The sequence below is a fragment of the Aquimarina sp. U1-2 genome, assembly GCF_017897595.1.
GTDB lineage: Bacteria > Bacteroidota > Bacteroidia > Flavobacteriales > Flavobacteriaceae > Aquimarina.
The window spans coordinates 276,648-289,997 of the sequence record NZ_JAGKIK010000001.1; the positions used below are offsets into that span (position 1 = coordinate 276,648).

Genomic DNA, 13,350 nt, shown 5'->3' on the forward strand with positions numbered 1-13,350 from the left:
ACACGCCATAGTACAAAAGCAAGATATTAATTAGCAGTACAGTTTAAAATTCTCGTGTTGTTGGCATCCTCTAGAATTGAAAATAAATAAAAGGCTGAAAATCTGCAGCATAAGTCTGATAACATAGAATAGCAACGGCAATGACGACCATTCCTTTAATAATGATATGACTATCTACAAATACGGTTTGAATCCGGCTCTTGGTATGGTATGGTAACCAGTGCGTAATATATCCTATTAGCATGACTCCAAAGACTATACGATATTCCCAAAGTACAGCCAAAGCGTTTTGCCAATCCATATTCGTAGCGACTTGTTCATAGAAACGATCGATATGATCCATGCTATTGCCTCTAAAGTAGATTCTGGTAAAGGTGATAAAAACAAATGTTAAGGCAATGCGCCACACGAGGGTATACCATGCCCTGGAATCTTCGTACGGACTTATTTTTCGCCAATATTTATAGGCAACAACACCAAGTCCGTTAAGTCCGCCCCAGATCACAAATTTCCATGAAGCACCGTGCCATAGTCCCCCGACAAGCATCGTAATCATAATATTTACGTTTCTATTGAAGTGCCAGGCTAACCTGGATGAAAACAGCGTTATGATCAATAGTAACCCTATACCCGCAGTGGTAATGATAGCGATTCCAAAATCTGCGTAGGCAAATGCTCCTAAAAACGTAAATACTAGAATAAATACATATGAAAATATACTCCCATTGCGATTACCCCCAATGGGTATATACAGATAATCTTTTAACCAACTGGATAATGATATGTGCCACCTTTTCCAAAAATCGCCACAATGAATGGCTTTGTAAGGTGAATTAAAGTTTACCGGTAATTTGTACCCCATAAGCAGTGCTAGTCCTATCGCAATGTCTGTATATCCCGAAAAATCACCATAAATTTGTAACGAATATCCAATCATCGCCATGATATTTGTAAATCCTGAAAACATCTCTGGAACGTCAAATACGCGATCTAAAAAGTTAGCTGCTATATAATCTGCAAAAATCATTTTTTTAATCAACCCCTTTAAAATCATGAATGTTGCCGTACCGAATTCCTCTTTGGTAATATGGATATCTTTTCTGATTTGAGGTACAAAATCGGCAGCACGAACTATAGGTCCTGCTACCAATTGCGGAAAGAAACTTACAAAAAACCCAAAATCAATTATCGAGTCTAAAGGTTTGATTTGTTTTCTATAGATATCAACACTATAACTAATGGTTTGAAACGTATAAAATGAAATCCCTACCGGAAGTACAATTTTATCTACTGTAAAATAATCTACACTACTCCAGGTATTTGCCCATTGTGCCAGATAATTTATTACTTCGTAATCGGTCTGAAAAAGGTAATTGTAAGAATCTGTAAAAAAGTAGGCATATTTGAAATAACATAGTGTTATCAGGTTAACGATTACACTTGTAGCTACCAACACTTTTTGAAGTAGTACAGACCGACTATTGTAAATAGCTTTACCAATAAAAAAATCGTTGATCGTACTAAAAATTAAAATACCAATAAAAAAGCCACTGGTTTTATAATAAAAAAGTAAACTGATAGCGAAAAGATAGGCGCTTCGCAATCCTTTTTGACGATATAGTGTTGCATAGAGGAGATAAATAACAGCAAAAAAGATCCAAAAATTTGCTTGTGTAAAAATTAAGGGAAACTCTTCTGAAAAAGAAAATATGTCAAAAAATCTATTCATTAATAATCTGGTTCAACACAGTATTGAGGGGTAATTCTAATTCGTTTTCCCATGAGTGTGCAAGTGCCTGTAATAGTAAATCAGCTTTAATGCGATATCCCATTACAGTAAAGTGAATTCGATCGCTTGGCATTAACTTGTTTTTATACCAGCTTTGTGAGGAGTTAAAACCTCCCATTATTTCGTAAAAATCCCATACTGCCATTTGTTGTTCTTTGGCCACTTCGTAGATAATTTTTCTAGCCATTCTAGTCCTTGGATTGGGTATTTTTCTCTTGTAATATGAGTCGTTAGGTACAGTTAGTAATACAGCACAGTCGGGATTGGCTTTTTGAATACGTTTTATCATTTGGGTATAATAATCTTTGTATTGCGCAGGATTAAAATCTGGATGATACGCATCATTGGTCCCTACCGAAATAATAAACAGATCTGGGTGATATAACAATAATTGATCTTCAAAATAGCGACAACGGTCATAATACGAAAAGCTACCCCCATTCACCCCAATAGAGGTGTACTGAATGCCGGTATGATCATTCATTAATTCTATTCCCATTAGTAAAAACTCGGCATCATCAACATTTTTTGTTTTACGAATACAAAACTCAATTTCATCTACTGATGTGCTTAGTGTATATTCAATAAAATGTGCTTTTTTATTTTCTACTACTTGTGTAATTATAGAATCCCGTGTAAGGGTGATCTCGTAATCGTCGCTCCAGTTATCATAAAAAATCCTCATCTTATTAAAATCATACATTTTTTCATGATAATTATTACCGTTCGCCTTAATGGTGACATTGGCCATGGTATCTTTAAAAACCGCTGTAACACCAGCTAATCCCCAAGCTACACTATCCTTTCTAACAGAGCATCGATACCCGGTCCAGGTGCCATCATATGCTACTCTGTAATTTCCCGGATTATTTGTTTGCGCTATACTGAAGGGAAATAAAAACCCGCGCTGCCCTTTTGCCGTAGGGCTCATGGTCTGTAAATAAGACCGTAACCGATTCGAATAAATATCTGCCTGAATGTGAGATCCACCGATATGAAAAATATGAAGATCTTCTTCTCCTCCTTTGGCAATAGTATCCAACTTACGGAATAATGTTTTAAATGCCGGGGATTGGTCTGCCATTTTTAGTGTGTTGGCTTTCCAATTGATAAAGGTAAATTTATCTTGTACGGTGTCTAAAACATACGTTTGCGACTGTAGTTGCTCTGCTAAAAGCCATACAAATACAATCAATAGTTTATAGTTCGTCATTATCCATAGGTTTTTTGAGGTCGAGGTATAGGGCTGTAAAAAATAGTTCAGAAATTATTTTGGTTCCTTTCCAGGTGAAATGCATATAATCTTTTGCGGTTAATTTTTCATCTACCCACAATTTCATCGATCCTTTTCCTCCCATGGCATCATACATACTCCAATAGGCCACATTATTCTCCAGACATGTTTCCATAAGTTTTTTATTAAGATAGGGCAGCATAGGATACGTTTCCATTTTACCATTAACGGGAAGACACATATCTGTAGGACCAATAAATATAAAACTAGTGTTTTTAGTTCGTTTTCTTATCCAGTTCACCTGGTTTGTAACTCTTTGGGAATATTTATCAATATCAGTAGAATCTTTTAGGTAAGGCATCGTGTTACCTCCATATTGCATGATTATAACTTTAGGTTTCAATTGCCTCATCATTCTGCTATAGGTAGCTCCGTTGGTGCTAGTGAAAATTGTACCTGATGCTCCCCGCATAGCTACGTTATCAATTTGTACTCTCGAGCCACCATCCAGCGTTAACCCATAAAAATCTGCACTTATTTTGCCTTCAAATTCGATACGCAGGTTTGAAGGTGTTTTTAATGTCTTGATTTTATACTGATGATAGCGCCCGTCTGCAAGTAAGCTGTCCTGCTGAATTAATTCTCCGTCACTAAATACAGATATTTTTACAGGATAGTTGCAGTTGCCATAATGCAACCTAATATTGGTAAATCTTCTGAACTTGGCATAGGTTTTCTTTGATTTTCCGATCTGCACAGAAGCTTTAACAATAGGTAGCGAATCTAGGGCGATACTATCCAACGGTTCAGATTGATATTTTGTAAATCTTGAAATAGATAAATACGCTCCATACTTTCTATGAGAGAACTTCTTTTTGGTAGGGTCAAAAACTGCATATCGCTCCCAATGTTCGCTTGGCTCAATCATAGCGCTAATCTGCCTGTATACGGGAATCAATGGAATAAATCCAGGACCACTACCGCCATACATGTGTTGAAGCCTATTGCGCAAATAAGCCGTAATTCTATCTCCTTCTATTTGAGAATCTCCGTAATGAATAATTCTACAGGAACGTGAAGATAATTTTTGTTGTAATTCTTTGGCAAAGCCTGGGTTATTTTCAGGATATTTAATTCTAACCAGTTGTGTTGTATCGATTTTTGAAAAATCAGGTAACTTTTGAATAGGTTGTACTGCGGCAATTTTCCCTTCATTTTCGACAGTTTCAATCTCTAATGGAGTAACGATCTCTGTCACTTTGATAACATCCTGTCTGGTAATTGATGAGTCTTCTTTTTGATTTAGATCTAGAAAAGTACGATATGTAGGATATTTTATAGCAAAATTAGCATACGAAAACCCATCATCTTGTAGTTGCGCCTCTTGCATGCCTCCTTGCTCGCTTAGGAACATGAGTGCAAATAACCCTCCTAAAACACAAAGGATAAATAATGATATTTGAATAGGCTTGATTTTCAACGTATTCCACAAATGTTAATATGATGTAAAAATAGAAAGATTTTCTAAATTACAAAGAAGATCAGTTAATGGTAGCGTTGAGTAAGCCCTTGTACGAGGCTGTTTAAAAGTAGCTTTAAGCACTTTGTTGAGCGGAGTTGAGAAATCAAACATTTTTTTACGTTCAGTATATTTCAACTCCGCAATGTGACAGGATTATAAATTCGATACTTTTTAAGTACCCACTTACAATTATTTCAACGTAATGATTAAATCATCTGCCTCTACCATTTTACCCGGTTTGAGTACTATTTTTTTTATAACAGCATCTTCATGGGCAGTAATTGTAGTTTCCATTTTCATAGCTTCTATAATAAAAAGAGGTTCATTCTTTTTGACTTCTTGCCCTGCTTTTACCAATACCGAAGATAAAGCGCCTTGTAGCGGAGCTCCGATCTGTTTTGCATCGTTTTTATCTGCCTTCATATGAACAACCGTATCGACTTTTATAGCGTTGTCTTGCACTTCTACGTTTCGGGTTTGTCCGTTTACTTTAAAGAATACAGTAACTTTTCCTTCATCATTAGGCTCTCCAACAGAAATTAACTGAACCAATACAGTTTTTCCCTTATCTAACTCAACGATAATTTCTTCTTCAGGAGACATCCCGTAAAAGAAATTTTTGGTAGGGATATTCATCACATTATCATATTTTAAGTGATGGTTATAAGCACCCGTAAATACTTTTGGATATAATTTATACGACAGAAAATCTGTAATATCCAACGCTCTTCCCATTCCTTTTTTAAATACGTTGACAAACTCCTCAAACTCACTTTCGAAATCAACAGGTTCAAGATGTGCGTTAGGACGGTTCGTGAATGGTTTTTGATCTTTTAATACTGATTTTTGTACTGTTTTTGGAAAACCACCCACAGGTTGCCCCAATTCTCCTTTAAAAAAACTCATGACCGATTGCGGAAAAGAAATCATCTCTCCTCTTCCCTTTACATCTTCGATAGTCAAATTATTACTAACTAGATACTGGGCCATATCACCCACTACTTTTGAACTTGGTGTCACTTTTACAATGTCTCCAAATAATTGGTTTACCTCGCTGTACATTCTCGTAATTTCATGAAATCGATTCGATAATCCCAATGCTTGCGCTTGTGGTTTCAAATTAGAGTATTGCCCTCCCGGAATCTCATGTTGATACACTTCTCCTGTTCCTGCTTTTAAGCCTGATTCAAAAACATAATAATATTCTCTTACAGCTTCCCAATAATTTGAATATTCATTTAATTTGGAAATATCTATACTATGCTCTCGATCATGAAACTTCAGCATTTCTACGACCGCATTAAAATTAGGTTGTGATGTAAGCCCAGAGAGACCACCTAAAGCTACATCTACCACATCGACACCTGCTTCTACAGCCTTTAGATATGTTGCCGCTTGCACTGAAGAGGTATCGTGCGTATGCAAATGGATTGGAATATTAATTTCAGACTTGAGCGCCGAAATCAATTCGAAAGCGGCATATGGTTTTAAAAGACCAGCCATATCTTTTATTCCTAAGATGTGAGCTCCGGCATTTTCTATATCCTTAGCAAGTTGAATGTAATACTCTAATGTGTATTTGGTTCGTTTTGGATCCAGGATATCGCCAGTGTAACATAAAGAACCTTCAGCAAGTCCATTGGTTCTTGTTCGAACGTGTTCTATGCACGGAGCTATAGATTTCATCCAATTCAACGAGTCAAATATTCGAAATACGTCTACTCCATTTTCCCAGGATTGTTCGACGAATTTACCCACCAGATTATCTGGATAAGCTGTATACCCTACTCCATTTGATCCTCGAATTAACATTTGTAGTAAAAGATTGGGCATCGCTTTTCGTAATTCACGAAGTCGTTCCCAAGGATTTTCTCGAAGAAACCGCAAACAGACATCAAATGTGGCGCCACCCCAAACTTCCATACTAAATACTTCAGGATGATTTTTGGCAAAGCCCTCTGCTACTTTAAGCATATCATACGTACGCATTCTAGTCGCCAAAAGACTTTGATGGGCATCTCTCATTGTGGTATCTGTAAAATATACTTTTTTTTCATTTTTAAGCCAGGAAGCAAATTTCTCTGGCCCCAACTCGGTTAATAGATCTTTTGTTCCCTTTGGGAAGCTTGCATTTTCATCAAAATCAGGAATTATGGGTGCTACAAAGGATTTAGTTATATCTGTTTTTTTAACATCCGGATTGCCGTTAACAATAATATCACCCAAAAAATTAACTAGTTTTGTTGCCCGGTTTCGTGACTCTCTAATTTTGAAAAGTTCTTTGGTATCTCGAATAAAATTAACGGTTACTGCACCTTTTCTAAAGGTATCATGCTGAAGAATATTATCCAAAAATGGCATATTAGTCTTGACTCCACGAATTCTGAATTCTGAAAGTGCTCTTCGCATCTTTCTGCAGGCCCCATCAAGGGTTCTACTGTTTGCAGACACCTTGACCAACATCGAATCAAAGAACGGAGAAATGGTAACACCTTGGTAGACACTTCCTGCATCCAACCGTATCCCAAAGCCCGAAGCACTGCGATAGGTAGTAATGGTACCATAATCTGGTTTAAAATCATTTTCAGGATCTTCAGTAGTGATTCTACATTGCAAAGCATACCCGTTAGTACGAATACTTTCTTGATTTTCAATCTTTATCTGCTGGTCTGATAATTTATATCCACCCGCTATAAAAATTTGTGCTTTGATGAGGTCAATCCCTGTTACAATTTCAGTTACAGTATGTTCTACCTGAACTCTGGGATTTACTTCGATAAAATAGATACTCTCAGCATCATCTACCAAAAACTCTACGGTTCCAATGTTATTATAATCTACAGCTTTACATATAGTCAAAGCGTAGTGATATAGTTTTTCTTTTATTTGATCAGAAACTCCAAAAGAAGGAGCATATTCTATAACTTTCTGATACCGTCTTTGTACAGAACAGTCACGCTCAAAAAGGTGTACCATATTGCCATGATGATCTGCTACAATTTGTATTTCGATATGTTTAGGGTTTTCTACAAACTTTTCCAGAAAAACGGTATCATCTCCAAAAGCATTTAACGCTTCTCTACGCGATTCTGGAAAGGCTTTATCCAGCTCTGCGGCATTTCGAATTACTCTCATTCCGCGTCCTCCCCCTCCAGAAGCTGCCTTTAGCATAACGGGAAAACCTACTCGTTTTGCTTCTTTTTGTGCAATCTCAATATCAATAAGATCCTCTGTATTACTTTGAATAATTGGGATATTGTTATGAATTGCTACCTTTTTGGCAGTTATCTTATCTCCTAAAGATTGTAAGACAGCTACTTTTGGTCCAATAAAAATAATGTCATTTTCTAGACATTGTTGCGCAAAATCTGCATTTTCAGATAGAAAACCGTATCCAGGATGAATAGCATCGACATTATTTTTCTTTGCAACCTTGATAATAGCATCAATATTCAAATACGGTTTCAAAGGTTCGTGATTTTGACCTATTTGATAGGCCTCATCGGCCTTATATCTATGTAACGAATACCTATCTTCGTAGGTATACACTCCTACGGTTTGCAGTCCTATTTCGGTACAAGCCCTAAAAATTCGTATCGCGATCTCACCACGGTTGGCCACTAGGACCTTTTTGATTTGCATAGTATATTTTTGAGTTTTTTATATATTTAGCGAACATTCGCTACGAAGATATTGATAAGAAACATTCTTTGCAATAGCGTGCTCAAATAATATATGCTCAAAAGTTAAAATTTTATTCCCTCTAATAGAACGCCTTCAAGAGGCTACTAATACCAGTTCAGGATAAATTAACAGATAAATTATACGATTTCTAGCTACATTTTCGTTAGTAGATGATCATATCAATTATAATCAAATTTTTAAACGTTTACCTATGAAACAACAAGTAATAGTTTTCTTAAGTAGCCTTTTCTTTTTAAACTTGATGTTAACGAGTTGCCAGGATGATGACAATACACCTGAAACTCCAACCAACCAAGTTACTACTGCTACACAATACAAAGATGTTGAAACCATAAATTCTGAAATCAACGCTTTGGTAGAGAATGTATTTAATGCAGAATCAGGATTTGGACGTAATCCAGGTGCTTCAGTTAATAAAGTATCTAATTGTGTCATAATAAATACCGAAGCTGTAGAGAACACACAGTCGATTGTGATCACTTTTGAAGATGGATGTGAGATTAATGGTGAAGCTATCTCTGGTCAAATTCGTATCACTTTTGAAGTTATTCTTAATACTGCAAGTACAATTGACATGATATATTCGCTTGAAAATGTAACCTATAAGGATATCGCTATTAGCGGAGGAGCTACGTCTACGTTCTCTTTTGAAAGCAATACTCAAAATGATTCACTCACTTCAAATTTTGGTATTAATTCTAGTTTAGTGTTTGCTTGGACTAATGGACTTACCGCAACTAGCGAGTCTAATCTTGTAAATGAAACATTTATTGTGACTAACACAGATGTACCTAGTGATTTTGAATTTTACACTTTAAATTCTGGTACCAGCCGTACAACATTTAGTAATGGAGACGTGTATGCCGTTGAAATTACCACTCCGTTACGAAATGAGAAAAATTGCGCATATACTGTAAGTGGTCGTGTGGCAACTTCTCAAAATAGCGAAACAACTACTTTGGATTTTGGTGATGGCACATGCGATAATATAGCTACCCAGATTAATAGCGATGGTACAGAAACTACAATCGAACTTTAGACTCTGATCTGAATCTGATCAAATCGTATTAAAAGTAAGTCTCTATAACCGTTTTGGCCTACCAAAACGGTTTTTTATTGTTGAATTTTGTTATAAAAAGCTTTTTCAGTCACTGCAGACCATTTCGAGATCTGTTTTTGGAATTTAGAATAACTGTCATACACTTCTTTTGACAATGGATCATCTCCGATCATTTCGATTAAAGCCTCGTCTGTATATACTCGCAATGCATCTAATGTCTCTTTAGAAAACTCACGAAGCTCAACCCCTTCTTCATTGATTAGCTTATCTAGATAAATGCCATTCTGTTTATCAAATTCTGATAAAACCCACATCTGAGAACGTTTCGCAGCGGCTTGTAAAACAGATTGTAAATGAAGCGGTAATTTGTCATAAAGGCTTTTATTTATAAAAAATTCTAATTGAGTACCCGTCTCATGCCAACCAGGAGTATAGTAATACTTTGCTATTTTATGAAATCCCATCTTATAATCATGATATGGGCCAATCCATTCTGTAGCATCGATTACCCCACGTTCCAAACTTGTGTATACTTCACTACCTGCAACCAAAACGGCAGCACCACCTGCTTTTTCGAGAACTTTGCCTCCTATACCCGGCAATCTCATTTTTAATCCCTTAAAATCTTCAATAGAATTGATTTCTCTGTTAAACCATCCTCCCATTTGTACACCTGTATTTCCTCCCATAAAAGGAACAATATTGAATTTGGAATATGTTTTTTTCCACAACTCGTATCCCCCGCCAACTTCTAACCAAGATGTGATCTGCTGGCTATTCATTCCAAAAGGTACAGCGGCAAAAAATTGAGCCGCCGGGGTCTTTCCTGCCCAATAATACGCTGCCCCACATCCCATCTCTATACTGCCTTGAGATACCGCATCAAAAGCTTCTAGCGGTGGTACTAATTCTCCACCTCCATATACTTTGATTTTTATTTGCCCATTGGATAACTCGTCTACCCATTGTGCATATTTTTCTGCCACTTCACCTACTACAGGAAAATTAGGGGGCCACGTTGTTGTCATTTTCCAATAAAATACCTTATCCGGTTTAGCCACATCATAAGATGACGTGTTCGACATACTTGCAGGTGGATCACCTAAGCAGGAAATCATGGTCTGTACTATAAAAGAAAATATGCCAATCTTTAAAATAATGTGAGCAATTCTTGAATACTTCATCATAATATTTACTTTGATATAAAAATTATTTCAGGAAAAAATACAACAACCCCAACGATAATCAATTGTATGATAATAAAAGGTATAATTCCTTTGTAAATTTGACTGGTTTTAACACTATCAGGCGCTACACCCTTTAGATAGAACAATGCAAATCCGAATGGTGGTGTTAAAAAGGAAGTTTGTAGATTAAGTGCAATTAAAATCCCCACCCAAAGCATATCCATACCAAACGCATTGAATATTGGGGTAACTACCGGAACGATAATAAAAACAATTTCAATAAAATCGATAAAAAACCCTGCAATAAAGATGATGATCATTACCAAAAGCAAAAATAATAACGGAGTCAAATTTGAAGACATAATTAATTCTTGCAGGTAAGAATCCCCACCTAAGGTTCGAAACACTAGAGTAAATGTAGTAGCACCCAGCAGAATAAAAAACACCATTGAGGTTAATTTTGTAGTTTCTTGTACAACTTCTCTTAATGTATGGAATGAAAATTTCTTTTGAATAATCGTTAGTATTGTTGCTCCTATAGCCCCTATGGCAGAGGCTTCTGTTGGTGATGCGATACCCGTAAAAATAGATCCCAATACCAAAATAATCAATAAAACAGGTAGTAGTAAAACCTTGATCATTTTGGAAATGAAATGATCCCCTCTAAACTTCTTAATCTCATCGGCTGGAATACTAGGTGCATCGTCTTTATGTATATACGACTTTATAAGGATGTAAAGTATGTATAACAGGACCAGTATAACACCAGGAAGTAAGGCAGCAGAGAACAAAGCGCCAACATCTACAGATGCTGCACCTCTAGACGAACTGTTTATGGTATCGGCTAATAGCACTAATACAATTGATGGTGGTATGATTTGTCCCAAAGTTCCTGAAGAAGCGATAACCCCTGTTGCCAATTCGGTAGCATAGCCGCGTTTTAGCATAGTAGGTAAACTAATTAACCCCATAGTTACCACGGTAGCGCCTACAATACCCGTTGATGCTGCTAATAATGCCCCCACAATCACTACTGAAACAGCCAAACCACCGCGAATACGACCAAATAGCATAGCCATAGTTTCTAATAAATCTTGCGCCAGCCCTGATTTTTCGAGCATAATCCCCATAAAAATAAATAGCGGTACCGCCATTAATACATAATTATTCACTACACCCATAATTCGAGATGGCAGCAAATAAAATGTTGACATTTGAAAAATTTCAGGCGCAAAGATGGAAACCACAAAAGCAAAGATTACCGATATACCTCCTAACGTAAATGCTACCGGATATCCTCTGAGAATAAGAATGAAAATAGCAGCAAATAATAATAACGCCAAATACTCCATGGTTTACTTCTTTTTTAAAATTATTTGAAAAGATTTGAGTATTTGTGAGGTACACTGTATGAGAAGAAGCATAAATCCTAATGTAATAGAAAACTTAAGCACGTATAAAGCTGGTAAGCCACCTGCCTGAGGCGAAGCTTCTCGAACCAAAAACGAGGAAAGACTATAATACCAGGAAGAGACAATAACGACATAACACCAGGGTATCAATAAAAAGATTCCGCCAATGAGGTTTATCCACGCCCTTCCCTTTTCTGAAAGTTTGTTGTAAAAAATATCAACACGCACATGCTTATCGTATTTAAATGTATACCCTGAAGCTAATAGGAATAGCATTCCGAAAAGATAAATTTCAACTTCGATTATCCATACGTATGTGAATTTGAATACATAACGAATAATGACATCAAAACCGATCATTAGCGCTAACAAAGCAACAATCCAGCTCACTACTGTGCCTATTTTTTCAATGAGCCCATCCAAAAAAGTTATAATTCTCTGCATCTTTACGTTGTGTGATTCTCAAATTAAAGTTGAAGATACTGAAAATTATACCAAAATGAATAGGTAAAAAGACCAAAGATACGACGTTACTGTATTTGAGCTATGGTTGGTATACTGGCCTTATGGCTTCTGGCTATCGTATAAATACAGGTTCATTTTTGTTTACAGTGTGCTGCTCACTAAACGCATATCCGTCGTAGTTAAAACCTTTAAGGTCATCTAGGGTTTTAGCACTGGTGTCCATTACATATCGTACCATCATACCGCGTGCTTTTTTTGCATAAAAGCTAATGACTTTTAGTGTATCGTTTTTCCAGTCTTTAAAAACAGGTGAGATAACCGGTACTTTTAATTCTTTTTTATTGATGGCGTTAAAATATTCGTTACTCGCCAAATTGATAAACAGTTCATCATTTTCCAATTCATTATTCAAAGCAGCTGTAATTTGATTTTTCCAAAGTCGATATAAATCATCATTTCTATCTATCGCTAATTTGGTTCCCATCTCTAAACGATAAGGCTGAATAAGATCAAGGGGACGTAATAGCCCGTACATACCCGATAAAATTCTCAATGTATTTTGAAGCGTATCTAATTGATCTACTGGTAACGTATAGGCATCTAAACCGGTATACACATCTCCGTCAAACGCGTAAATTGCAGGTCTGGCATTTTTTTTGGTATGCTCTTCCTGAAAATCCTGATATCGGTTATAATTTAAATCGGCTAATTTATCACTGATACTCATCAAATCTCCGATCTCATTTTTCGACATTCGAGCTAATTTTCGATTAATTTGAGCTGCAGTATCCAAAAATTGCGGCTGGGTGCCTCTATCAGTAGGCAAATTGTCATTAAAATTTAGTGATTTTGCCGGAGATATAACTATTTTCATAAATCTGATCTTTTATTCTAGTCAAAAATACAATTGTGCTTTCATATTAGAAATGAATCGAACTATTTCTTTTCTATATTATACCAAATCTACTATAAAAAA

General features: G+C 36.2%; 9 protein-coding genes. 1 reads left to right on the plus strand and 8 read right to left on the minus strand.

From position 1 onward, the window contains the following. Positions 1–70: 70 nt before the first annotated feature. From J8281_RS01140 to J8281_RS01155, 4 genes are all read right to left on the minus strand, one after another. Complete coding sequence (locus tag J8281_RS01140; RefSeq protein WP_210195751.1) at positions 71–1,729, minus strand: MBOAT family protein; 1,659 nt, start codon at positions 1,727–1,729, stop codon at positions 71–73. Then, on the minus strand, positions 1,722–3,002 hold the full coding sequence (locus J8281_RS01145) for a GDSL-type esterase/lipase family protein (RefSeq protein ID WP_210195752.1): 1,281 nt from the start codon (positions 3,000–3,002) through the stop codon (positions 1,722–1,724). The genes J8281_RS01140 and J8281_RS01145 overlap by 8 nt, the downstream gene beginning before the upstream one ends. Then, positions 2,989–4,503: a lipase gene (locus J8281_RS01150; RefSeq protein WP_210195753.1), complete on the minus strand. Its 1,515-nt coding sequence runs from the start codon at positions 4,501–4,503 to the stop codon at positions 2,989–2,991. Before J8281_RS01150 ends, J8281_RS01145 begins: the two co-directional genes overlap by 14 nt. A 231-nt stretch (positions 4,504–4,734) precedes the next feature. Beyond that, positions 4,735–8,187, minus strand: a complete 3,453-nt coding sequence (locus J8281_RS01155; RefSeq protein WP_210195754.1) for a pyruvate carboxylase — start codon at positions 8,185–8,187, stop codon at positions 4,735–4,737. Positions 8,188–8,440: 253 nt separating this feature from the next. Here J8281_RS01155 and J8281_RS01160 point away from each other — a divergent pair, with 253 nt between their 5' ends. Continuing rightward, positions 8,441–9,289 carry a hypothetical protein gene (locus J8281_RS01160; RefSeq protein WP_210195755.1) on the plus strand — a complete coding sequence of 283 codons (849 nt, stop codon included), beginning with the start codon at positions 8,441–8,443 and terminating at the stop codon, positions 9,287–9,289. A gap of 74 nt (positions 9,290–9,363) precedes the next feature. Here the strand turns inward: J8281_RS01160 and J8281_RS01165 are convergent, their stop codons facing one another. From J8281_RS01165 to yaaA, 4 genes are all read right to left on the minus strand, one after another. Beyond that, on the minus strand, positions 9,364–10,497 hold the full coding sequence (locus tag J8281_RS01165; RefSeq protein ID WP_246848931.1) for a TRAP transporter substrate-binding protein: 1,134 nt from the start codon (positions 10,495–10,497) through the stop codon (positions 9,364–9,366). 5 nt (positions 10,498–10,502) lie between these two features. Continuing rightward, positions 10,503–11,849: a TRAP transporter large permease subunit gene (locus J8281_RS01170; RefSeq protein ID WP_210195756.1), complete on the minus strand. Its 1,347-nt coding sequence runs from the start codon at positions 11,847–11,849 to the stop codon at positions 10,503–10,505. 3 nt (positions 11,850–11,852) lie between these two features. Further along, positions 11,853–12,353, minus strand: a complete 501-nt coding sequence (locus tag J8281_RS01175; protein WP_210195757.1) for a TRAP transporter small permease subunit — start codon at positions 12,351–12,353, stop codon at positions 11,853–11,855. 133 nt (positions 12,354–12,486) lie between these two features. Continuing rightward, positions 12,487–13,248, minus strand: a complete 762-nt coding sequence (yaaA, locus tag J8281_RS01180) for a peroxide stress protein YaaA (RefSeq protein ID WP_210195758.1) — start codon at positions 13,246–13,248, stop codon at positions 12,487–12,489. Between the last annotated feature and the right edge of the window lie 102 nt (positions 13,249–13,350).

Excerpts from the sequence above, each read along its gene's own strand:
- yaaA (WP_210195758.1), bottom strand. The coding sequence starts at position 13,248 with ATGAAAATAGTTATATCTCCGGCAAAATCACTAAATTTTAATGACAAT.
- J8281_RS01145 (WP_210195752.1), bottom strand. The coding sequence starts at position 3,002 with ATGACGAACTATAAACTATTGATTGTATTTGTATGGCTTTTAGCAGAG.
- J8281_RS01175 (WP_210195757.1), bottom strand. The coding sequence starts at position 12,353 with ATGCAGAGAATTATAACTTTTTTGGATGGGCTCATTGAAAAAATAGGC.
- J8281_RS01160 (WP_210195755.1), top strand. The coding sequence starts at position 8,441 with ATGAAACAACAAGTAATAGTTTTCTTAAGTAGCCTTTTCTTTTTAAAC.
- J8281_RS01140 (WP_210195751.1), bottom strand. The coding sequence starts at position 1,729 with ATGAATAGATTTTTTGACATATTTTCTTTTTCAGAAGAGTTTCCCTTA.
- J8281_RS01165 (WP_246848931.1), bottom strand. The coding sequence starts at position 10,497 with ATGATGAAGTATTCAAGAATTGCTCACATTATTTTAAAGATTGGCATA.
- J8281_RS01155 (WP_210195754.1), bottom strand. The coding sequence starts at position 8,187 with ATGCAAATCAAAAAGGTCCTAGTGGCCAACCGTGGTGAGATCGCGATA.
- J8281_RS01170 (WP_210195756.1), bottom strand. The coding sequence starts at position 11,849 with ATGGAGTATTTGGCGTTATTATTATTTGCTGCTATTTTCATTCTTATT.